Here is a 22,452-nt window from a genome sequence, read left to right as displayed (position 1 = left end):
CTAATGCTCTTGCACAAACTCGACGCTCCCACGGACACCCAGTTCAAGATAACTATCGGCGAGCCAACGAATACGCAGTGGCACCTGCGCATCCGCGATCGACTCCGAGCTCACGTCGCGCCCTGTGCCGTAATTGATTTGAACGCCCGGGACCTTGGGGACGCCTATCACCGCAACGATCCGGCTACCTGCGGTCAGCATCCGTGACGTCAGCACCTGACTCTGGAAGGTCAGGGTGCGTGGCTGATCCGGTTGGAGCAGTTGCCGGCGCGTGCGGTCCTGCATATAGCTGACGCGACCGAGATATGACGCAAGGTCGAGATACGTGCCATCTGGCCTCAGCTCCAGAAAGTTGACTGACAGATCAAAGTCACGCTTGTTGGTAATGACCTGGAGCTTGCCTTGGAACAGGCCATCGACCTCCAACGGCTTCTCCAGCGGTTTTGTTTCGAATACCAGGGCATTGCGGGTATCGGGTGCGCCCGTTGGCAGTTGAAAATCCACATCGCTACGATCGGCAAAGTCGACGACAAGTTGAGGGAGGGTGCGGCTACCCGGGCTTTCGCCGAACAGCCATCGATCGGCTTTGCGATCGCCTGTGAGATAGAGACGCTCACGGTGGGTAGCCATATCGGCGAGCGTCGGCACATGTCGCCACGTCTCCGCGCCCATCACTTCGAAGTTGACCCGGTCGCTCAGCAATGACGGCAATGGCGAACCACGAAAGACATGATCAAACCATTGCAGCCGTAAGCCCTGAAGATCAATCAATGCTGCCTTGTCGACCACATAGTCGTCGACCTTGGCCAGCACACCCGTTTGCATGGCGGTATGGTGATACGGGCCGATAATCATTCGGTCGTCGGCGGAAGGGCGGTACTTGAGATGTTCCTGAAAATAGTAGAGCGCGCCGACCATGCCACCGTCGTAATAGCCGGTCTCGACGAATACCGGGATATCGATATCGGCAAACTCGCGCTCGTACGGTAACAAGCGTTGCCAATAGCTGTCGTAAGCCGGGTGCTGCAACCATGTGTCGAAGATGGGATTGGGCTTGCCGTCGATCTTGTCCAGATCGCGATACGGCCGGCCGCTCGCGTACCATTTCTTCTGCAGCGCATTCCAGCGAGCGCGGTCGCCGTAGGTTGCATCGTCCAGGGCCTTGGTGTCGGTGGTGTAGAACGGCCAGGGATAGATAAAACTCTGAAACACATTGCCCTGCATCGGGGTGTCGATGCCGGGGGCGTTGGTCGCATGGGTAGCGATGGCTTTCAATGCGGGCGGATGATGCTTGGCAGCGGCCCATTGGGTGAATCCGTTATAGCTGCCGCTGAACATGCCAACGCGGCCGTCGCTCCAGGCTTGGCGCGCGAGCCATTCGATCACGGTCGCCGCGTCTTCGCCATCATGCACGTAAGGCGTCACCGGGCCTGGGCTCCGACCTTTGCCCCGCGTATAGGCAACTACGCCCGCATAGCCGTGGGCGGCCATCGTTACTGCGTCACTCATGCTCCAATCGTCTTTTGCGTAGATCGTAAAATTCAGCAAGGCGGTCAGTTTTGGCGTATCCGCAGCGCGAGGCCGCACGACTATCGCGGCGATCTGCGCACCATCGGACGTCGGGATCAGCACATGGTCGTCGACCAGAAACCGGCGCCTTGTGTCGGCGTCGAGCAGTGACGCCGACGCAGCCATCAGGTAGCCCCACGCCATCGACGCCTCATGGGCGGCTATGAGATCCACGGCCGAAGGGCAGCGTTCCAGCGCCATGCCTTCGCAGGCTTTTTCCTGCCGCGACGCCTCCACGCGAAGACTGTCCAGGTTTTGGCTGTACCAGGGCAGGATGCCGGCTGCCTGGCTATCGGAAAGGGCGCCATAGAGTTCGGCGAACGCTCGGGGTAAGGCTTCGGACGTCGTCGTTCCCGTCGCCTCATAAGCTTGGGACCGGGCATATATCCGCCACGGCACGATCGCGGGAACGAGCCTGGGTTCGTTCGATCGATATGCGGACTCGAGGCGATCGAGCGTCGCCTCCGCATCAGCGAAACGTCCGGCGGCAAGTTGAAGCCGGAAGCGTTTTGTCAGGTCGGCGGGGCTCTGAGCCGCAGCGTAAGCAGGGATCAACTTGGCGGCGACGACCGGGATGTCAGCCTGCTCGATCGGGGCGCCCTGGGCAACGGCGGTCGCAGAAGCCGACAGACCTATGGCCAACAGGGCGGGTAGCGCGAAAACCTTCATACGATCCATTCCTCAGGGAAGCACTGCTCATCGAAGCCAGCGGCGGCTCGGACAGCTGAATGATTCCGGGGAACGGAAAGCAACGGCCAAGAAATCGGCGAACGAACGCTCGTGCGCGGCGAACGGTCAAATAACGCGGTCGCGAAACAATCGTGCCCCTGCCCGACTGGTCGAAATCGTCTGGCCGGTTTCCATATGCAGGAGCAGGCGCCCGCCACCGGCAGGCTCTGCCCTGGCGACACGATGAACATTGACGATCCAGGACCGGTGAACGCGAACGTACTTTGCCGGATCGAGCGACTTGGCAAACTCAGCCAGCGTCACGCGGACCAGATGCTTGCCGGAGAGCGTGCTCACTTCCGCGTAGTCGTCCGCGCCACCGATGCTTACTACGGTGTCCATATCGATCGGCCGGAGCTCATCGCCGATTCGGACGAAGTAACGGGAGAGCGCCACATCGGTCCGCGCCTCGACGTCCTCGGTTGCTGTTTCCGTTGGCTGTGTGGCGATCAATCCATCGGATTGACCTCCTCTCGCCAGTTGTCGGGAATCGTCTGCCACGGGAGCCCGGCCCCTTGCATCGGACACCCCCTGTTGGCCCTGCAAATAGGACACGGTCGCTATCAATGCGTAGGTCGTGACGTTCTCAAGCGACTGCCAGCTCGCTCCACTGATCGAAAAAGGCTTCACCAGAAATCCGTTTGGCCCCTGGCCCTCGACCAGTCCCAGGAGAACGATCAGCAGCCCGTACGACAGAAAAACGAACGCCGCGCATAGCAACAGATGACCCATCAACTGGATCGCCCCAGGCTTTCCGATCAGCCTGCGCAGGATAATGCGACGCACCATGGCCCCGAAGATCACCACGGGCACTGTATTGGCCGCTCCGCCCAGCAGGCTCCCGCGCAAGTCGAGATTCAAAGCCAGCCGCATGGTGATCGAATACGCCACAAAGATGCCGGCGACCGCCAACAGATCAAAAGTCCGCCGTCTCATCCACTTCTCCACCCTCTACACCTGATCCGGAAACCAAGCGTGCAGGGTTATCGAGCCTGCTTCAAGGCTTCAACGGCGCGGCTTCATCCAGCCCCCAGACGATACGCAAGCATGACTATCTCCCTAGCCTCATCCCCGGGCTGTGGTGATAAGTTTGAAGATTGTCCCCCTCGCTTGTCGGAGCCCCTCATGTCCCCTGTCCCGCCCGTTGGTCGGTCGCCTGCTGCTTGTCGCAGGTTCTCGCGTCTTGCCCTGGCTGTCGCGGTCGCGCTCACTGCCGGCACCGCCGCTGCGCAGCAGGCGTATACCGACGATGTACCGCCACCGCAGGATGCGCCATATGCCGGCACGGTGGGGCTTCATGTCGATGCCAGCGATACGCTGCAAGGCATTTTCCGCGTGCATGAAACGATCCCGGTAAAAGCCGGTGCGCTGACGCTGTTGTATCCGCAGTGGATTCCGGGCGATCACTCGCCGACCGGTCCGATCGCCATGCTTGCCGGCCTCAAGCTCACGGCCAACGGCAAACCGCTCGCGTGGAAGCGCGACAAGTACAACGTGTATGCGTTTCATCTCGACGTGCCCGCCGACGTCTCCACGCTGGATGCAGAATTCCAGTACATGTCTGGCCGCACCGACAACGAAGGCTTCGAGATCACCGACCGCATGATGGATATGGAATGGAGCAAGGTGGCGCTCTATCCGGCCGGCTACTTTTCGCGCGGCATCACCTTCGCACCGAGCGTAACGCTGCCGCACGGCTGGCAGCTCGGCACCGCATTGGAGACGGCTTCGCAATCCGGCGATACCACCACCTTCAAGCCGGTGACGCTCAATAACCTGGTCGATTCGCCGATCTACGCGGGCCAGTACTTCAAGCGCGTCGATCTCACGCCGGCCGGCGATGCGCCGGTGCACCTGGACATCGTCGCCGATGACCCGAAGTACCTGGAGATGACGCCCGAGCAGCTGACGGCGCATCGCGCCCTGGCAACGCAGGCGACCAAGCTGTTCGGCTCGCACCACTACGATCATTACGACTTTCTGTTCTCGCTGTCGGATCAACTGGCCGGCAACGGCACGGAGCATCACCAGTCCAGCGAAAACGGCCTGGGCGCCGACTACTTCACTGCCTGGGGCGACTCCGCGCCCGGCCGTGACCTGCTGGCGCACGAGTACACGCATTCGTGGAACGGCAAGTTCCGCCGCCCGGCCGATCTTTGGACGCCCAACTTCAATGTGCCGATGGGCGATTCGCTGCTGTGGGTGTACGAGGGGCAGACCGAATACTGGGGTTTCGTGTTGACTGCGCGCGCCGGCATGTGGACACCGCAGCAGTTTCGCGATGCGCTGGCCATGACCGCCGCCAACTACGAACGCAACCGCGAAGGTTTCCAGTGGCGCACACTGGAAGACACCACCAACGACGCGACCGCCGCACGCCGTTCCAGCCTGCCATACCGCAGCTGGCAGATGAGCGAGGACTATTACAGCGGCGGACAGATGATGTGGTTGGAGGTCGACGGCAAGCTACGTGCGCTGACGCACGGCAAGAGGTCGCTGGATGATTTCGCGCGTGCGTTCTTTGGCGTCGATAACGGCAGCTATGTCACCAAGACCTACACGTTCGACGACGTGGTTGCCGCGCTGGACGGCGTGGCCAAATACGATTGGGCGAGCTTCCTGCACGCGCATGTCAATACGGTCAATCCGCCGCTGCAGGACGGGCTTGCCGCCACCGGCTGGAAACTTGTCTATACCGACAAGGAAAGCGAATACGAGAAGCAATACAACAGTCGACCAGCGTCGTCGCGCCATATCTACAACTTTGCCTGGTCAATCGGTTTGACGATGAACGACAAAGGCGAGGTCAACGACGTACGCTGGGATGGCCCCTCATTCAAGGCCGGCGTCAGCACCGGGGCTGCGCTGGTCGCGGTGAATGGCCAGAGCTATTCGACCGATGTACTGAAGGATGCGATCGCGGCCGCCAAGAACAGCAAAGCACCGATCCAGCTGTTGCTGAAGTACCAGGGCGGGTTCCGGACGGTGCCGGTGGATTATCACGAAGGCCTGAAGTACCCGCACTTGGTACGCGTCGATGGAACGCCTGATTACCTCAGCGAGATCATCGCGCCGCGGAAATGAGCCTTGGGGGGGGGGCTCCGAAAGCTCCCCTATTTGTCATCCCGGCGCAGGCCGGGATCCAGTGACTTTGCGACCGGTTATCGCGAGAGCCAACAAGCATCCGCTCTATCGCGAAAACCTAAAACCGGAGCCACTGGATCCCGGCCTACGCCGGGATGACGGCTAGGATGCTTTCGAGACTCCCTTCAGTCGCGATTGTGCACCCGAAGGTACGGCCGCGACTTTGAAGTCATCCCGCTGCTTCAGTGCACCTGTCCGGCTTTCGAAGCCGTCTCCTGGCTCTTCAACACGAACGCCTCACGCAGGAACCGCACCTGCGCTCGAATGCCGGGATCGTTTTCGAAGTGCTTGTCGAGATACTGCATCGTGTCCTGCAAGCCCTGGCGCGGCTGATTCAGCTGAACGAATGCCCGAAGCAACCAACCGTCCGAGTTTTCCGGTGCATCCTTGATCAACTGATCGGCCATGGCCCAACTCTTGTCCCACTGCTGGAACCAGGTGCCGTAAAGCTCGCCCAGCTTGTAACGAATATCGTAATCGGCAGGGTTGCTTGCAATGATCTGCAGATAGTCATTCTCTGCCTGCTTCGGCTCCGCCATCATCGCGTAGGCATCGCCAAGCGCTTTGAGCGTATTTGCATTCTTGTGCCATTTCGCCGAAAGCGTAGCCATTTCCTCCAACGCCCATGGTTTTTCGCGGAAGGTTACGAGATTGGGAGCGCGCTGCAACCGTACCCAGTCCGCCCACGGAGAGAATCGAATGACTTCCGATTGATAGACCACCGCCAGATTCGCGACATGCCTCTCGTTGGTCACGTTCGCGACACCGGAAAGAATCTCGCCAGCAGGCATATCGTCAAGCACTACCCGATAGCTTCCCAGGTCCGCGCGCCCCTCACAATTGCAATCGGTGAGATTCGCCGCATACGCCGCTGGAAGCGGCAGCAGCAACTTCAGGAGTCCGTTTTTCGACGCCTGCGCCTGCGCGCGATGCGCAATGCGCGACATCTCCTCGACGGATCCGCCCCATTTGGGTTCGGCGCTCAAGACCATTTGCGCGTAGATCGCATAGTTTGTCGGCTCCACGGTAAGACCGCGATTGGCCGCATCGGACGCCCCGGCATCGTCTCCCGTCAGCATCGCCGCATCTATCAGTAACGAATAAGCGTGAGCAATACGTGGGTTCAGCTTGATTGCCTCTTCGAGATCCGCCTTGCCCAACGCCAGCCATTTATCCATAGCGACGAAGTTTTCTCTTGGCGTATCGCGTACAGACATTTCTCCCCGTGCACTCCAGGCCATATGCAGATAGGAGCGACCGCTGGCAACGTAGGCAAAAGCGCTCTTTGGCGATTGCTTTTTCCAGGCATCGACCAATACCCGCATCTCGTTGGATGCGTCCGAAAAATTCCCAAAGTAGATGTGGTCGAGCAGACCCACGAATTCGGGAAGTGTCCGCTGTTTCTGCAACGCATCCTGCATGTAGCGATCCAGGTCCGCCGCGTGTCCGCTCTCAATGAGCGACTTCATCTCGTCGTAGTCCATGAAGGACTGCATGCGATACACGCAGTAGGCATGGGTCGCCGCCGGAGACCAGTGGCTCCCAGGCGGATCGGGATAGGAAAAGCATTGCTGGAGAGGATCCTTGATGGCCTCCGCCTGTTTTGCCGCGCCAAGAAAACGAACAACTTCATCCCTGGAAAAGAGCGACGCCTTGGGCGCTTCATGCACCGATGCGGCTCCATTAGCCGCCGTTCCAAAATCACCGCTTGCAAGGCTTGGCTGTATGGCTCCCATCGCCCATACGGCCCCTGCCAGCACAATCGTCTGGATCCCTGATCGCATGTCCTTTCCCCATGTCCCTGGACAGATAATAACCGCTATTAATATTGCACCTGAATAGAAGGAAATCAAAGTGAGAACGCCCCCTTTCTGGCCCGCTATGCAATACAGGCGATCTCGGCCAAGATGATCATCGAACCGCAATTCGCACGTTGCGCGCCGAAAAGGGGAATCCATGAAGCGTTGGCGTCTGCTATTGATCGCTGGCCTGGTGCTGCCTGCACTGGCCGCGTGCTCGAAGAAGCAAGAGGTCGCCCCGGGAAGTATTCCGGGGCAGACGTCCAAACCGGGAGCCATGCTCGCCTATGAGCACACCCTGTTTGTTCAGATGCCGTCCGCACAGATCTCCGGACATGTTTCCGCGGCGCGTGAAGCCTGCGATGCGAATCGCTTCGGCGCATGTACCGTACTTCGTATCACGCAGAGCGGCTCGAGCGCGGAACTGCTCGTTCGCATCGTGCCGTCGGGTGTCGAGCCACTGACCAAACTGGCGGCGCAGGACGGCGTGGTTACATCACGCGAAAGCCGCGCCGAAGATCTCGCCGATGCCGTGCAGGACACCCAGCACAAGCAGGCGCAACTCGATGCTTATGCGGCGCATCTGGAGGAACTGGCGGCGCGCAAGGATATCGGCGTGTCCGACCTGATCGCACTGGCCCGCGAACGCGCGCAGGTGCAGACCGAGCGCGAAGGTCTGCTCAACGAGGCCGCCCAACAGAAACGGCGTATCGAAACCAATCTGCTCACCATCAAGTTCGGTGACTCGGACGTGGAAAGCCGTGGACATCGGCTCGCCGCATCGTTCACTGAATTGCTCGATCGACTCGTCGACGGTATCGGCGATGCCCTGTCGGCACTCGCTTATGGATTGCCGTTCCTGCTCTTGTTGCTGCCGGTATGCCTGGTATGGCTGTGGGCCTGGCGCAGGTTGACGGCACGCTGGCGTCGCCCGCGGGACTGAGCAGATGAGCAACAAAGCCACCACCGCGCAGCACTTGCGAGACCTCGCAAGGCTGCGCCGCGTGCGCGACCGGATCGACCGGGACTACGCACAACCACTCGACGTCGAGGCACTCGCGCGCGGCGTACATATGTCGGCCGGACATCTGAGCCGCCAGTTCAAGCTCGCTTATGGCGAATCCCCGTACTCCTATCTGATGACGCGGCGCATCGAGCGCGCGATGGCCTTGCTTCGTCGCGGCGACCTGAGCATCACCGACATCTGCTTCACGGTCGGCTGCGCGTCGCTGGGTACGTTCACCACGCGATTCACCGAGCTGGTCGGCATGTCGCCCGGCACGTATCGGCGCCAGGAAGCGGACGCGACGATGGGGATCCCGTCGTGCATGGCCAAGCAGGTAACGCGACCGGTCAGGAATCGAGAAGCGCCGCCTGATGGGTCGGACCTAGACTGATCGCCATGCACCTCACCACCACTGAGAGACACGTCATGGACATCACCATTCATTCGAGTTTCCTGCCGCAGAACGACCCGGACGCCGCTGTAGCCTTCTATCGGGATACCCTCGATTTCGAGGTTCGCAACGACGTCGGCTATGGCGGAAAGCGCTGGATCACGGTTGGGCCGAAGGGCCAGCCCGCACTCTCCATCGTCCTGTATCCGCCGGACGCCAGCCCTGGCATCACCGACGACGAACGCCGCACCATTGCCGAGATGATGGCCAAGGGTACGTTCGGCATCGTCCTGCTGGCGACCACGGACCTCGAAGGTGCTTTCGAACAGCTGCAGGCCCGCGATGCCGATATCGTCCAGGAGCCAACCGATCAGCCGTACGGGGTTCGTGACTGCGCCGTTCGCGACCCCGCGGGCAATATGATTCGTATCCAGCAGCTGCGCTGAACCGGCTCAAGCACTGAGTCCTGATCTCCTGGACTCAGTGCGACTCGATCAAAGCCACCGCGTCGGCACCGGCAGCCATGCGAAGCGGACACGATGGATCGTTCGCGGCCCGCCATACCGCTTCGGCGACATCCAACGCTTGCGTGACCGCGGAAGATTGCGCCCATTGGGCGAAGACATTCTGCGCAAGGCCGGCATAGGCATCAGGTATGCCGCCTTGCATTCGCGGCTGCGCGTTTTCGCCAAAGCGCGTCTCCGGCGCCCGACCCGGCAACACCAGGCGCACTCGAATGTTGAATGGTTGGAGCTCCAGCGCCAACGACTCCGTAAAGGCGTTTACCGCCGCCTTGCTCGCGGTGTAGACGGAAAGCAGCGTGAGCGGCTTCAAGGTCACGCTCGATGTGACGTTCACGACGACACCGGCGTTGCGTTGCCGAAATTGAGGCAGCACGGCCTGCGTCATCGCGATCGTGCCGAGCGTATTGGTTTCGAAGATCTCGCGGGCTGTGTCCATCGACACGCCTTCAAGCGCGCCCAGCAGGCCGATCCCTGCGTTGTTGACCAGGACGTCGATCGGCCCCGCGGCATCCACCGCCTGGCGGATGCTTTCAGGGTCGGTGACGTCGAGCGCGAGTGTGCGCAGATGCTCGGAACGCGGCAGAACGTCTGCGCGCGGTGTGCGCATCGTGGCGACGACTTTCCAATCGCGTTCGAGGAAATATCGCGCGGTTTCGAGACCAAAGCCGGACGAACATCCGGTAATCAGGACGGTTTTCATGAGGACTCCAGAGAGGTGTGTTGCAGGCCCCAAACGATAGGGGGCGAAGACCGGACTTGCTACAATCAGAAGTCCAAGTTTCATTTGCAGGAGTCCGGCTATGATCGACCCGCTCGCCGAGGTTGTCGCGCTGCTCCAGCCAGGCGCCCAGTTCTCGAAAGTCGTCAGCGGCGCAGGCCCCTGGCGGGTTCGCCGCTCGGAAGCCGGGCAGCCTTTCTATTGCGTGATCCTCGACGGTTCCTGCCGCCTCGCGGTCGATGGGCACGCGCCGATCACACTCGAGCAAGGCGACTTTGCCCTGATCCCATCAGCGTACGGCTTCGCGATGTCGAGCCTCGACCCGGCGACGTCGGCAGAGCTCGATACCACGCCCGTCGAGCTGCTCCATGGCGAGTTCAGGCTCGGCATCCAGGACGTGCCGCACGACGTGCTATTGCTTCTGGGTCACTGCACCTTCGGTTCTCCGGATGCGGCATTGTTGGTTTCGCTTCTTCCGCAACTCGTGCATGTTCGCGGCGAGAAGAGGCTGACCACCATCGTGCAACTTGTCGGAGAGGAATCCCGCGAGCGACGGCCCGCTCGCGACGTCATCCTGGCGCGTCTGCTCGAAGTGCTTCTCATCGAAGCCCTTCGCTCCACCACAGGAACCGCGGCATCGCCAGGCCTTGTGCGCGGGCTTGCCGACAGCCGTCTCGCGGCTGCGATACGACAGATGCACGAACATCCGACCAAGCCCTGGACCGTCGCGCAACTGGCGAAAGAGGCCGCGCTTTCCCGCTCGGCATTCTTCGAACGATTCAACCGCGCGGTGGGCGTGGCGCCGATGGAATATCTGCTCGCCTGGCGCATGGCGATGGCAAAGCATCTGTTGCGCCAAAACGAAGGCGGCGTCGCTGATGTTGCCCAACGCGTCGGCTACAGTTCCGCCAGCACGTTCAGCGTTGCTTTCACCCGGCATGTCGGGGTACCGCCGACGACGTATGTGCGGGAGCAGACGGAATTGCAGTGACTTTAAGAGAAACGGGTGTAAAGAAGCACGGCGAAACCTCAACCTCAGGACACAAAAAGGGGAAGACATGCTGGCTTTAGATGATCCACGGTGGGGTGAGCTTTCCCATGCTTATGGCAAGGCTTCGGATATTCCGGCGTTGTTACGCCAATTGGACAAACTTCCTTCGGCCGAGGCGGAACCATGGCACGCACTCTGGAGCGCTCTCGCACATCAGGGTGACGTCTATCCAGCTTCATTCGCAGCGGTCCCTCACGTGGTCGCGGCACTCGCGGATAATCCAACGACTGCCGACGCGACCTACTTTCAGTTTCCTGCCTGGGTCGAATGTTGCCGCTCCCGTCAGGGCATGCAGGTTCCAGAAGACTTACTCTGGGCATACCGATCCGCGCTATCGCGATTACCTGGACTGGTCGCCGAGGCCAGTAAGCGGCCATGGGATGACGGCTTCATGCGCTGCGCCCTCGCGGCTGTCGCGGCAGCGAAGGGGCAACCGATCATTGCCGAAGCAGTCATGGAACTCGATCAAGGCATTGCGGAAGAATTTCTCGAGTGGTTTCATAGTCGCTAGGGTGGGATATGTCCGCGATCTAAACGGATAGTTCCCAAGGACAGGGTCAGGGGCATTTAATGAATGACGTCATATCGGTCACCGCGAAACGAACCTTCGCTGGAAGCTTCATTGTCGTCACTCAGTTATGGTTTACCACTCCATCCGGATATCTGTCGATAGCGTTCATAACCGCGCTCATAGCCTACGTGTTCTATGACCAACGGTACCCATGGTTCGCTGTGATCGGGGGACTTGTCTGGGTCGCATTCATGCTGCCCCTGATATTTGCCATCCAGGCATGGAAGATCAGGCAATGGTCTCGATCCACTGGACAGCCTGTCTTTTCATTTGACGAAGAGAGTGCCACATGCAAGAGCGGGCTCGTGGTGACTCGCGTTCCCTGGTCCGGGATCAAACAAATAAAGTTCACCAGGAAAACCTGCTTTTTCTATCTAACGAAACAAGCCGCGTGGTTCTTCGGACGCAACGAGCTTAGCAAGCAACAAGAATCCGCCATCCTCAGCTTTGCCCGGCGTTCGAACGTCAAGTTGACGGGTAAAGCTGCGACATGACCCAGGCTGCGATCCGATGCAGATCTCTTTCGCATAGCTGCCAAATTATTGGTAGACGACAGGCTTTATATCGTTGTGAGCTGATATCACAACGATCCAGCCTAGCTCCCTAGCGCTGCGACCCCATCGCACCGTGCTCCTTGCCCCATTGAGCCAGCGCATTCAACGCCGGACGTAGTGTGCCGCCCAGCGTGGTCAGCGTGTAACCCATCGCATCACCGCCGGCATCGCCGCGCTCCACCATGCCATCGCGATGCAGCTGCGTCAGTTGCTGGCTCAACACCTTGTGCGAGATGCCGATTAAGGTCGCCTGCAATTCACCGAAGCGCTTCGGGCCGGCACTAAGCTCCCACAGAATCGCAGGCTTCCATTTGCCGGCGATCGCGCTCAAGGCAAGCTCTACCGGACACACATAGGTGGTTGTTTCTTCCACGTCCATCGCCACTCCCGGTTACCGATTGGTGCGTATCGCGTTGATGGCTCACGCATCATCATGCAGCCTTCCGCCCCGTGAAGAGCGAGTCTGCACATGATCGTCGAATATATCCGCTACCGCCTGCCAGAGGCCGACTCGGCAGGCTTCGAACGTGATTACGCCACTGCTGCCACTCATCTCGCCGCCAGTCCGTATTGCCTGGGTTACGAACTGGCGCGCTGCATTGAGGAAGCCGGCATATATATCCTGCGCATTCGTTGGACGTCGGCGGATGATCATATGCAGGGGTTTCGGCATAGTCCGCAGTTCCCGCCTTTTCTGGCGGCTATTCGACCGTATGTGAGTCGGATCGAGGAGATGCGTCATTACGAGATGACGGAGGTGACGAATGAGGCTGTGTAGGTCAGGGCCAACTTGAAACGTCCTCTATCCGTCGTCCCGGCGAAGGCCGGGACCCAGTGCCTTACGCTTCAATGTGCTGAAGACGCTGGGCCCCGGCTTTCGCCGGGGCGACGATGGAGACTGAGGTTGTTTGCGTCTTCTACGCTTTATTTTTTGCGCGCTCTCTTGGCGCTCACTGGCCGGGCAGCATCTTTAGCTGCCAGAGCGACGGCGTCATTCATCTGCTCCATCCACGACAAGGCATCGACATAGGATAGAAACTGCTGGAGATATCCCGGCGAAAGCTCGCGCATCAGCACGATCGATCGATGCACCAGGGCGCTCGAGTTGAGCGGCCCGGCGTTTGTCGGCAGATGATCGAGCGCCTGCCGCAACTGGTTCTCGCTTCGGAGCTTGGACCAGATGTTTCGAAACGTATCGAGCGCTTCCAGTTCCGGAAACGATGCAGCGCTGTGGCCGGTCATGTGCTCGACCAGACTACTCAGCGTCTCACGAGCAGGCGCGGCTGGCGATGCCGATGTGTTGGCTTTCCGTGCCTTGGCTTTTTTCAGATCGGCCGCATACGCGTCAAGCAACACGGCCAGTTTCTCGTCCAGCACGCGCCGCACCTCGCCCTCATGACCGGCAGCGCGCCTCTCCAGCGCGTCCATGTAATGAAAGCGAATGGCATCCAGGCGATCGGCGCCTTGTTCGCGCCACGCGTCGATGGTTGCCCGGACGCCCATGCCGCGTTTACTCATGGGCATTCGTATCGGTTGCCGACGGCTTGGGAATGGGTGCGATTTCCACGCGACGATTCTTCGCTCGCCCTTCGTCGTTGACGTTGGAACTGACCGGCTGCTGTGAGCCGAACGCGGCGGCAAATACCGACGAGGCGGGGACGCCTTCGGCGATCAGTGCACGCGTGACGGTCAATGCGCGTTGTGCCGAAAGCTCCCAGTTGTCGGCGAAATGGCGGTTGCCATCGTGCACTTGCTGGTCGTCGGTGAAGCCGCTCACCATCAGGATCTCGTCGCGGGACTTGAGGTAGTTGGAAAGCGGGCCCGCCAGGCTCTTCAGTACATCCAGCCCTTCGGGTTGGAGCTGATCGGAGTTCAAGGCGAACAGCACGCTGCCGCGAATGCCGATGCGCCCATTGATCAGCGTCACACGGCCCTGCGCCAGCGGCGCCGCCAGCGCCTGCTCCAGGGTCATGCGGCGCTGCGCTTCGACCTGCCGCTGCTTGACCTCTTCGTCCAGCCGGTTGGAGAGTTGCAGCTGCACGCCGATCACGCCGACAAGAATCAGCACGAACACGCCGAGCAATACCGACATCAGGTCGCCGAACGCGGCCCAGATCGGTGCCGTCGACTCGGTGTCGACTTCGATGTCGTCGCTCATGCCGGCTCGACGCCTGCGGAGGCGCGCTGATCGGCGAGCCGCTGCATGTCTTCAATGATCTGTTTCTGCGAAAGCATGCTCAGGTCGATCACTTCCTTCGCCTGCGCCACGTAGTACGCCAGCTGTTCGTCGCTACGGGCGAGCGATGCATCGAGCGCGGTGGCGACGTGCTGCAGGCGGTCCATCAAGCCGTCGTTCGACTTGCCCAGCTGCTGTACGGCCACGCCGAATGCCTCGCCCAGGCTCGCCACTTCGATCGCGCTACTGGTGACCTGGGCAGAGGCCGCGCCGAGCTTGCCGGTTTCGGCCTCGATGTGATCGGTGAAGCGAGTGCTGACACGATCGAGCAAATCAGCCGATGTGGTGACCAACGCATCGACAGCGACTCGCTGCTCGGTGGAGGCGTGGTTCACGGCATCGAGCAGGGTTTCGAGCGTCGCCAGCAGACGACTGCGTTCGTCCAGCATGGCGGTATCGCGAACCATACTGTCAGAGAGCTTCTGACGCAGTTCGCCAACGACTTCGGCGGCCACCTTGGGCGCTTCCGATGCCGCCTCCACGAGGCGCGAAATTTCCGCGATGGTGTCGCGGGCGTGTGCCTGCGTCTGTGCCGAGATATCGCGAGCCGTGCTTGCAAGCGTGTCGCAGATCGCCTGCTGCTGGCTCGCCGCATGCTCGCCGGCCTGTTCCCAGTTTTTGCTCAACGCGCCGGTCATCGCATCGAGCGTCGTTGCCCAGCTCGTCAGCCGCTCCTGGTCTCTGGATTCGAGCGTTGCCTGCAGGTCCGTATGCGACTGGTGCACCACGCGGACCAACGATGTCGCGCGCTCCTCGAAGGTTGCCGCGGCGGCGGCCATGGCCTGCTGGTTGCGGACGGCCAGGCCTTCGTTGACCGCTTCCTGCTGCGATAGCGCCCTGGTCCACGCATCCGCGACGCTGCCGGCCGTCGCATCGAGACGGGCCGAAACATTTTCCAGCAGACCGGCCGAGCGCTGCTCGAAAGTCTCGGTGAAATGTTGATGCGAGCTGCGCAGATCCTTGGCAAGCGCTTCGTTCGATCGCTCGTGCTGAGCCAGCGCGCTCTTCCAGATATCCGCTACCGTGGCGGTCGCCGTTTCGAAGCCCGTCGACAGATCTTGCAGTTGTTGCTTTACGGCTTGCGTGACAGTGTCGTGTAGCGATGCTGTTTCACGTGCGAGACCTGCCATCGTGGATTCGACGACCGGCTGCATTACCGCGCCCGTCGCGCGCGCGCTTTCGGCAGCGCTCTCTTTCAGCGATTGGTCCACCGACGCGGCCAGCCGCGTATAGATGGACTCGGTCGTGGCATGAAGCGCTTGATGGCTGGCCAGCTGTCGCTCGCTCGTGGCCATGCTGTGCTGCTCGATGGTTGTCATCATCGTCTGTAGCCGATCAATCAGCGCGGGCATCAACTCGGTCTGCTGCTGCAGAAGTTTGAATGCCTGCTCACGCTGGTAGGCCTGCGAGTAGATGCGCAAGGTCGAGGCGATCTTCGCGTCCAGCAGCTGTACCGCCGCGAGCCGCTCGCGCCGGCAAAGCGCCGAGAGCAGACCGAGCATCGCCGAGCTGGCCACGCCTGCGATCGACGTGCCGAACGCAAAGCCCAAGCCCTTGACCGGTGCGGCGAGCGACCCACGGATCGCCTGCAGATCCGTCGCGCTTTCCAGTGCCATGCCAGTGCCCCGCAGCGTCGCCATCATGCCCAGCAACGTGCCGAGCATGCCCAGCAAGACCAACAAGCCCACCAGGTAAGGCGTCAGTGCCGGCGCCGGCAATGCCACGCGCTCACCCTCGGCGCGCAGACGCACTGCGTTGCGCAGGCTCGGATGCAAGCGGTCGAGCCATGCGCCGAGGCTGGACGGTGCCGCGGAAAGGTCCATCACGGCGTGCTGTAGCGTCGCTGTAGCCTCGCGATACCGATACAGCTCGAGCGCGCCCGCCAGATAGCAGGCGCCGATCAATAAGGCGACGGCCGCACCGAGCGGATTGGAGCCCACATAGCCCACGCCGATCCAGCACACGGCGACAAAGCCGATCAAGAACACCGTGAGATTCAGAAGATTTCTAAACATGACTTCCCAGTTAGCTGGTGCGAAGCGCTGCAAGCAGGCCTTCGACCGGTTGAAAACGAACGTCCAGTTCGGCGAGCAACACGCTCTGCATGTCGTTGCGAAACACGTCCAGCCATGCGCCGGGCGTTGCGGTATCCAACGTCTGCTCGGCCTGGCGCAGGCGTTCGAAGTGTTCTCCGAGCAGCGCAGGCACAGTCGCCAGTAGCTGCTGCTCACGCGGACTCAGTGCAAGCTCCATGACGGCATCCACGTCCGCCAGACGCGCCATCTCCACCGATGTCTGCGCAAGCATGTCGCGCAGCCGGCCACGCAGATTGCCCGTGGCCGCCATCATGGCCCGCTGCCGGGTGAGGTAACGCTGGCGAAAAATCTTGTAATCGACCGCAGCACCGGCCAGCCCCACGTCGCGGTCGCCAGCAATGGCCTGAACCAGCGAGCCGTGCACGCGGGCACACTCCTCCTCCGCCGCGCTATCGAAGGTTGGCGCACCGGCATTCATCGCGGACGGCCCGCTGTCCAGCGCGGTGGACAGCGCAATGGCGTGGGCCCAGCTGAGCCATTGGCTGAGCCGGTCCGGTAGCGAGGGACTCGATTGTGGGGCATCGACGTTCGCCAGACGAGCAAGCAAACGAATGAACGTCGGGCCACGGACAGTCGTCCGTTGAGGGTTCTGCACGATTGGGCTGGTCAAAAGACGACCATTTTATACGGTTATGGTGACCGCGCCTGCCGCAGACCCAGGGGCAATGGTCGGATCGATTAAGCCGGCATTCCGGCGGCATGCGCTTGCCAGACCCCCGGGGCCCGGAGACATGGGTGTATCAGGCGCCACAAGCCATGCGTATCGCGAGCAGCCATAAGCCTTTCCGGCAAGGCGCGTAGAGCCAATCATCCTGGCCCATGACACATTTTGCCCTTCGGCAACGGTGATACATTCGATTGACTATCACGATAACCGAAGGGGAATACACCCATGTTGAAGAAAGCATTTGCCGTTCGGCCCGCCCTGTTCATCGGACTGATGGCCGTCACGCTGGCCGGTCCGGCGATGGCCCAGCAGCAACCCGCCTCCGGCTTGGGTAGCGCCTGGCCCGCCGACGCCCAGGATGTCAGCCGCACACCTGGGTTCCATGCCTATGCCTGGGTCAAGGGAGGCGTGAAATACGTGCAGATCAACGACAACGCCGGCAACGTCCTTGCCGCCTTCGCTACCGCGAACGGCACGTTCCTGCCGCTGCCCATGGGGCGTGAAGCCGCCAATCTGCAGACGCCGCAGGATGCTCCGGCCACGGCCGCATCGACGTCATCGCCGGGCGTCACGGTTTACCAGGACAGTTCCGTGAGCGTGACCGCCGCCACGCAATCCAACGGAACCACGCTTCTGAAAGCCTCCACCTGCACCAACCCGGTGGAATGCAGCACCCACCTCAACGCAAAGTGAGGAACGCCGGGGTGGTGTTGGGTTGTTGATTCACACGCACCACCCTGGTCGTCCGTTCCGGCGCAGCACCGGCCTCATACAGCATCAGGCTGATCAGCTCGCCGTGCTCGGTCGTACGCACACGGACTTTTCCATCGTAGAGCGCAACACGATCCTTGATGGCATCGATGCCCAGCCCGGTGGCACCCAGACGATAAAGCAAGGGACCACCGTGGATGCGCTGCGTGGGATCGCTGGCGAAGAGCGCATCCACCCGTACGACGACCCATCGCCGCTCGCCGAACTGGCCGCCGCGAATCCGAACCGTGAGGTCGCTGACGCCGTGGCTTGCGCACAAGTGATTGACCGCCTCGTAAACGATGCGATGCAATGCCAGTTGCAGGGATTTCGACAGTTGCTGGGTGTTGCCATGGGCGTGCACCCAGTAGCCGATGCGATGGGTATCCAGCGCGCGGGCCACTCCGCCATGGCGGAGTGCGGCGACCAGTCCCTGTTCTCGCAACGTCACCGGATGCAGTCCGTCGACGACCTGGAACAGCTGCTCCCGGGACAGCGTGGTCCGGCGCCGTAATGCGCGCGTGTCCACCGCCGGCCAAAGTTGGCGCAGATGTTCGAACATCACCTCTTCGGTCTCATGCACCGACTCGCTCACCAGTTCGATGGCTTGCGCGGCCTGACGGAACTGTTCCTCCGCCTGGGCCTGGATTCTCAGCGCCAGCTCGATCGATGGGTCGCTCGTGTGGGCTTGCTGTTTGTCCGCCCAATGCAGTGCCGCAATCCGGCTTCCGAACAGCAACATCGAGCTGATCGCGAACGCCACGAAGACTTCCGACTGCAAGGTCGTCGTGTCGTAGTGCTCCGGCATCGTCAGCACGATGCAGAGGCTGGCGACGGTGCCGCCAATCGCGGCGCCATGCCAGCCATGACGAAGCGCGAGCGCGATGACCGGCAGGAACATCAACATCTGGGCCACCTGGCGAGAACCCTCGCTTCGGGCGTCCAGGCCGATCCATACCAGCAAGGCCAGGGCGGGCACCAACAAGCCTGCGGCCTCGAGGACCAGACGGCATTGCGTGACCTGCAAGAAGATCGCCCATGGGGTATTGGCGCGCCGGGACCACCGGCTTCGAACCAGGAGTACCAGCGGTACGACGGTCAAAATGCCGAGAAAGTTACCCACGAACCAGCGGGAGATTTCGACGCCATAGTCGATCGCAGGCGCATTCGGCGGCAACAACGCCACGGAAAGCGCGGCCGCATTGGCCAGGGTCCACACCCCGGACACGACCAGGGTGCACGCCAGGACGACACCCATCGGTATCTGCCCTTTGGCAGGCACCATCCCCAAGCGCTCCCGGCAGAACTTCACCGCCGGCATCGCCAGTGCGATAGGCGGCACCATCATGACGCTGGACCAAAGCCAGCCGAAGGTTTCCAGGCACGAGAGGCTGGTGTAACCCACCGGCACCAGCTCGCCCACGATCAGCGCGGGCCAATAGCGGTAGGGGGTCAGCATCAACACCGATAACCGATAACCGGCAAACAGAACCCAGTGCGACCAGGAAAGCTGCCTGAGCAACGCATAGCCGAGCGCATAGGCGACAGCCACTGCCGCATGCTGTAGCCACACGTTCCCTCGTGAAAAACCACTCATTCGGCTACCCCTTCGAGATCGGACATCCCTAAGCACAACGGCGGTATGCGCAACAACGTCGACATCGCTCAATCATGCCCCCGAAACCCAACGGAAACTGCGATGTCACACACGGAGTGAGGCCTCCGTGGAAATGCTATCTCCCGATATTCCTATACCGGCGCCCCATCCGCAAATGCCTCCCCTCGCCTAAACTTGGCCGATTCCCCCACACCCACATGCCTGGAGACCCGCCTCGTGCCTTACCAAGCCGCCCTCGACCGTTATGACCACGCCATGCCTTATCGCCGCTGCGGCAGGAGCGGCATCGATCTGCCGGCTATCTCGCTGGGTTTGTGGCAGAACTTCGGCGGCGCGGACGTCTTCGAGACCGGTCGTGCGATCTTGCGACGCGCATTTGACCGTGGCGTGACCCATTTCGACCTGGCCAACAACTACGGCCCACCCTATGGTTCGGCGGAAGAAAATTTCGGTCGCGTCATGGCCGGCGACTTCGCGCCCTATCGTGACGAATTGATTATCTCGACCAAGGCAGGCTGGGATATGTGGCCCGGCCCTTATGGCGGCATCGGTGGCAGCCGGAAATACCTGATCGCCAGTCTCGACCAGTCGCTCAAGCGCATGGGGCTGGAGTATGTGGATATTTTTTATTCACATCGCGTCGACGCTACCACGCCACTGGAAGAAACCATGGGCGCGCTTGCGCACCTGCATCGCCAGGGCAAAGCGCTGTATGTCGGCATTTCCAGCTACTCGCCCGAACTGACACGCAAGGCGGCGGCCATTCTTGCCGAGGAACGCGTACCGTTGTTTATCCATCAGCCGAATTATTCGATGCTCAATCGCTGGATCGAAAACGGCCTGCTCGACACGCTCGAAGACCTGGGCACCGGCTGCATTGCCTTCTCGCCGCTGGCGCAGGGCATGCTTACGTCGAAATACCTCAACGGCATTCCGGCCGATGCACGCGCGGCGCGCGGCGGTTCGCTCGGCAAGGACATGCTGAGCGAGGCCAATCTCCGGCACATTCGCGCACTGAATGCGCTGGCCGAACGGCGTGGGCAGACGCTCGCCCAGATGGCCATCGCCTGGACCTTGCGCGACCCGCGCGTCACCTCGTCGCTGATCGGCGCACGCACGGTGGAGCAGCTCGACAACTCGCTCGATGCCGTCAAGCGGCTCGATTTTTCGGCCGATGAACTCGCTGAAATCGATAAGTACGCGACGGAAGGCGGTACCGATCTGTGGCGTGAGTCGGCGTCGTTGTAACAGTTCATCCAGTTGGAGTGCGACTTGCACCTGTAAGAAGCGCCGTTGGTAACGCTTGCATCGCGGTGATGCGACGACGGTCACGACTGAGGCCAGCCTCCAGCGACCTCAGTTTCCCTTTCGTCATCCCGGCGTAGGCCGGGATCCATTCCTCAGTTGCCGCTTGTCAGACAGTATGTGGCAAGTATCCGCGCTGAGGCGTGGATTCCGGCCTTCGCCGGAATGACGAATAGGAAAAGTTTCTAGAGATTCCCTGAAGTTGCTGCTACAAGATCAGCAAGGTGCAGCTAGTTCGCAGGAGCGATTTCAGTCCGTCGCGTCAGAGCAAGCCCAAGCACAGCCAACACGGCGCTGAGCAAAAAAACCGCGAGATACGCCATCGATGGCGCGTGCGACAGCAGCCGGGTAAAGATCGCCCCGTCCAATGCCAGCACGCCGGCAACACCCAGCGCGTCGGCAAGCCGGAGCGCCGAACTGTTGTTGCCTACTTCTTCCGGTGCGCTGTAGGCCAGCAGCAAGACGGAAAGGCTGGGGTAGACCAATCCCATGCCGGCACCGGTCAGCGCCCACGCGACCAGCGCCCCGCCGATAGCGACAAGACTTGCTCGTTCCATGGGGTACACATATATGAGCGCGATGGCTGCGCTCAACATCAGCACGCCGGCAATCATCAGGCTCATACCTGTGCGCAACAGCCCGCTACGCGCCTGCGCTTGCTGGGTATTTCCCTGGTACCACGAGCCCAGTGACCAGCCTAGTGCGCCAATCATCAACACCGCTCCCGCCCAGACCGGCGACAGGCCGTATTCGCGCGACAACAGCAAAGGAATGAACGCCTCCGTGCCAAAGAACACCGCGCCGGCGATCGCACGTAACGCAATCACGCTGGCCACCCCGGGCCGGGCCCGCAACGATCCTTTCGGCAACAGGCGTTTGGCCGATACAAACAACATGATCAGTGCAACCACCGTCAACAACGCATGACCATGCTCGGATGGTTCGCTGGCCAGATGCAGAAGACAGACACCGACCGCCGCAGCGCAGGCCCAGGCAACGCGCGCATCGAACAGACGAAGTACGCCGGTCAGCGGCTTGCGACCAGCCGATGCGAGCGAGCGCATGCCAGGACGCATCATCAGTGCAGCGGGCAGCGCCAACAAGGGAACCGCCAGAAAAACCCAGCGCCAGCCGACATGCTCGACGATGACGCCGGTCAAGGTGGGGCCGATCAGGGAAGGGATCACCCAGCCTGCCGAGAACGCACCAAATATCTTCGGTTGCAATCGCTCCGGATACGTCCTGGCGGCGATGACGTAGAGCACGACCGATATGGCGCCCGACCCGACACCTTGCACGATACGGCCCCACAGAAACCAGGTCATGTCCTGCGCCCAGCCACTGACAAGCAATCCGGCCATGAACAGCGCAACGCCTATCCATAGCGGTGATATCGGTCCACGCACGTCGCTCCAGCGCCCGGCGGCGACCATGCCGACGATATTGGCCGCGAGCGCACCGGCAAAACTGAGCGTATAAAGCGATACGCCATCCAGAGCGGCGGCGACGGTCGGCATCGCGGTGGCTACGGCCAGGGATTCAAAAGCACCGAGCGCAACCAGAGCAACCATACCGATGGTCGCGGCCCGATAACGTGGCGATAAAACGCTTTCGTCCCTGCTTACGCCATTCTTCGACGGGCTTCGCCTGTCCTGGGAACCCGTCGGCGAGATTTGTGCAACATCGATATCCATGCGGTTTGACTTCAGATGAGGGTTGCCCCA

General features: G+C 61.2%; 21 protein-coding genes. 10 read left to right on the top strand and 11 right to left on the bottom strand.

Translation table 11 applies throughout. From position 1 onward, the window contains the following. Positions 1 to 2,238 (bottom strand): CocE/NonD family hydrolase, encoded by a 2,238-nt coding sequence (locus ACZ6WW_RS12400; protein WP_465274461.1) that lies wholly within the window; start codon positions 2,236 to 2,238, stop codon positions 1 to 3. A gap of 126 nt (positions 2,239 to 2,364) precedes the next feature. Next, on the bottom strand, positions 2,365 to 3,246 hold the full coding sequence (locus ACZ6WW_RS12395; protein ID WP_465274460.1) for a LytR/AlgR family response regulator transcription factor: 882 nt from the start codon (positions 3,244 to 3,246) through the stop codon (positions 2,365 to 2,367). 177 nt (positions 3,247 to 3,423) lie between these two features. Between ACZ6WW_RS12395 and ACZ6WW_RS12390 the strand changes: the two genes are divergently transcribed. Continuing rightward, positions 3,424 to 5,382 carry a M61 family metallopeptidase gene (locus ACZ6WW_RS12390; protein ID WP_465274459.1) on the top strand — a complete coding sequence of 653 codons (1,959 nt, stop codon included), beginning with the start codon at positions 3,424 to 3,426 and terminating at the stop codon, positions 5,380 to 5,382. 242 nt (positions 5,383 to 5,624) lie between these two features. On the opposite strand, the gene ACZ6WW_RS12385 is transcribed toward ACZ6WW_RS12390, so the two are convergent. Beyond that, positions 5,625 to 7,226, bottom strand: coding sequence for a DUF4034 domain-containing protein (locus ACZ6WW_RS12385; protein ID WP_465274458.1), 1,602 nt, complete (start codon positions 7,224 to 7,226; stop codon positions 5,625 to 5,627). A gap of 172 nt (positions 7,227 to 7,398) precedes the next feature. Between ACZ6WW_RS12385 and ACZ6WW_RS12380 the strand changes: the two genes are divergently transcribed. From ACZ6WW_RS12380 to ACZ6WW_RS12370, 3 genes are read left to right on the top strand one after another with little or no spacing between them, the layout of a single operon-like run. Continuing rightward, positions 7,399 to 8,184 (top strand): DUF4349 domain-containing protein, encoded by a 786-nt coding sequence (locus tag ACZ6WW_RS12380; RefSeq protein WP_465274457.1) that lies wholly within the window; start codon positions 7,399 to 7,401, stop codon positions 8,182 to 8,184. A gap of 4 nt (positions 8,185 to 8,188) precedes the next feature. Then, entirely contained in the window at positions 8,189 to 8,638 is a 450-nt protein-coding gene (locus ACZ6WW_RS12375; RefSeq protein ID WP_465274456.1) for a helix-turn-helix transcriptional regulator, read from the top strand. 35 nt (positions 8,639 to 8,673) lie between these two features. Then, positions 8,674 to 9,084, top strand: coding sequence for a VOC family protein (locus tag ACZ6WW_RS12370; protein WP_465274455.1), 411 nt, complete (start codon positions 8,674 to 8,676; stop codon positions 9,082 to 9,084). Positions 9,085 to 9,118: 34 nt separating this feature from the next. On the opposite strand, the gene ACZ6WW_RS12365 is transcribed toward ACZ6WW_RS12370, so the two are convergent. Continuing rightward, the gene (locus ACZ6WW_RS12365) at positions 9,119 to 9,862 is read right to left on the bottom strand and encodes an SDR family oxidoreductase (RefSeq protein WP_465274454.1); all 744 of its coding nucleotides are present in this window, start codon (positions 9,860 to 9,862) and stop codon (positions 9,119 to 9,121) included. Positions 9,863 to 9,962: 100 nt separating this feature from the next. Between ACZ6WW_RS12365 and ACZ6WW_RS12360 the strand changes: the two genes are divergently transcribed. The 3 genes from ACZ6WW_RS12360 (at position 9,963) to ACZ6WW_RS12350 (ending at position 11,996) form a co-directional block, all read left to right on the top strand. Then, the gene (locus tag ACZ6WW_RS12360) at positions 9,963 to 10,871 is read left to right on the top strand and encodes an AraC family transcriptional regulator (RefSeq protein ID WP_465274453.1); all 909 of its coding nucleotides are present in this window, start codon (positions 9,963 to 9,965) and stop codon (positions 10,869 to 10,871) included. A 67-nt stretch (positions 10,872 to 10,938) separates the two neighbouring features. Beyond that, entirely contained in the window at positions 10,939 to 11,442 is a 504-nt protein-coding gene (locus ACZ6WW_RS12355) for a hypothetical protein (protein ID WP_281850871.1), read from the top strand. A gap of 59 nt (positions 11,443 to 11,501) precedes the next feature. Further along, positions 11,502 to 11,996 carry a YcxB family protein gene (locus tag ACZ6WW_RS12350; RefSeq protein ID WP_281850872.1) on the top strand — a complete coding sequence of 165 codons (495 nt, stop codon included), beginning with the start codon at positions 11,502 to 11,504 and terminating at the stop codon, positions 11,994 to 11,996. Positions 11,997 to 12,105: 109 nt separating this feature from the next. Here the strand turns inward: ACZ6WW_RS12350 and ACZ6WW_RS12345 are convergent, their stop codons facing one another. Beyond that, positions 12,106 to 12,435, bottom strand: a complete 330-nt coding sequence (locus ACZ6WW_RS12345; protein ID WP_465274452.1) for a winged helix-turn-helix transcriptional regulator — start codon at positions 12,433 to 12,435, stop codon at positions 12,106 to 12,108. Positions 12,436 to 12,525: 90 nt separating this feature from the next. Here ACZ6WW_RS12345 and ACZ6WW_RS12340 point away from each other — a divergent pair, with 90 nt between their 5' ends. Further along, positions 12,526 to 12,834 (top strand): antibiotic biosynthesis monooxygenase family protein, encoded by a 309-nt coding sequence (locus ACZ6WW_RS12340; protein ID WP_465274451.1) that lies wholly within the window; start codon positions 12,526 to 12,528, stop codon positions 12,832 to 12,834. 146 nt (positions 12,835 to 12,980) lie between these two features. Here ACZ6WW_RS12340 and ACZ6WW_RS12335 read toward each other — a convergent pair whose 3' ends face one another. From ACZ6WW_RS12335 to ACZ6WW_RS12320, 4 genes are read right to left on the bottom strand one after another with little or no spacing between them, the layout of a single operon-like run. Further along, positions 12,981 to 13,574 (bottom strand): DUF2894 domain-containing protein, encoded by a 594-nt coding sequence (locus tag ACZ6WW_RS12335; protein WP_465274450.1) that lies wholly within the window; start codon positions 13,572 to 13,574, stop codon positions 12,981 to 12,983. Continuing rightward, positions 13,567 to 14,214, bottom strand: a complete 648-nt coding sequence (locus tag ACZ6WW_RS12330; RefSeq protein ID WP_465274449.1) for an OmpA family protein — start codon at positions 14,212 to 14,214, stop codon at positions 13,567 to 13,569. The genes ACZ6WW_RS12335 and ACZ6WW_RS12330 overlap by 8 nt, the downstream gene beginning before the upstream one ends. Beyond that, a complete protein-coding gene (locus ACZ6WW_RS12325; RefSeq protein ID WP_465274448.1) occupies positions 14,211 to 16,307 on the bottom strand; it encodes a DUF802 domain-containing protein in 2,097 nt (698 codons plus the stop codon). Before ACZ6WW_RS12325 ends, ACZ6WW_RS12330 begins: the two co-directional genes overlap by 4 nt. 10 nt (positions 16,308 to 16,317) lie before the next feature. Next, a complete protein-coding gene (locus ACZ6WW_RS12320; protein ID WP_465274447.1) occupies positions 16,318 to 16,998 on the bottom strand; it encodes a DUF3348 domain-containing protein in 681 nt (226 codons plus the stop codon). A gap of 282 nt (positions 16,999 to 17,280) precedes the next feature. Between ACZ6WW_RS12320 and ACZ6WW_RS12315 the strand changes: the two genes are divergently transcribed. Then, the gene (locus tag ACZ6WW_RS12315; protein WP_465274446.1) at positions 17,281 to 17,748 is read left to right on the top strand and encodes a hypothetical protein; all 468 of its coding nucleotides are present in this window, start codon (positions 17,281 to 17,283) and stop codon (positions 17,746 to 17,748) included. Here the strand turns inward: ACZ6WW_RS12315 and ACZ6WW_RS12310 are convergent. Then, the gene (locus ACZ6WW_RS12310; protein WP_465274445.1) at positions 17,735 to 19,402 is read right to left on the bottom strand and encodes an MASE1 domain-containing protein; all 1,668 of its coding nucleotides are present in this window, start codon (positions 19,400 to 19,402) and stop codon (positions 17,735 to 17,737) included. The two genes, ACZ6WW_RS12315 and ACZ6WW_RS12310, sit on opposite strands and share 14 nt — an antisense overlap. 237 nt (positions 19,403 to 19,639) lie before the next feature. Here ACZ6WW_RS12310 and mgrA point away from each other — a divergent pair, with 237 nt between their 5' ends. Further along, positions 19,640 to 20,671, top strand: coding sequence for an L-glyceraldehyde 3-phosphate reductase (gene mgrA, locus ACZ6WW_RS12305; protein ID WP_465274444.1), 1,032 nt, complete (start codon positions 19,640 to 19,642; stop codon positions 20,669 to 20,671). Between the two features lie 287 nt (positions 20,672 to 20,958). Here mgrA and ACZ6WW_RS12300 read toward each other — a convergent pair whose 3' ends face one another. After that, the gene (locus tag ACZ6WW_RS12300; protein ID WP_465274443.1) at positions 20,959 to 22,299 is read right to left on the bottom strand and encodes an MFS transporter; all 1,341 of its coding nucleotides are present in this window, start codon (positions 22,297 to 22,299) and stop codon (positions 20,959 to 20,961) included. Positions 22,300 to 22,452 lie beyond the last annotated feature (153 nt).

The organism is Dyella sp. NPDC103356 (assembly GCF_055584465.1).
This window is presented reverse-complemented; position numbering and strand designations above follow the sequence as displayed.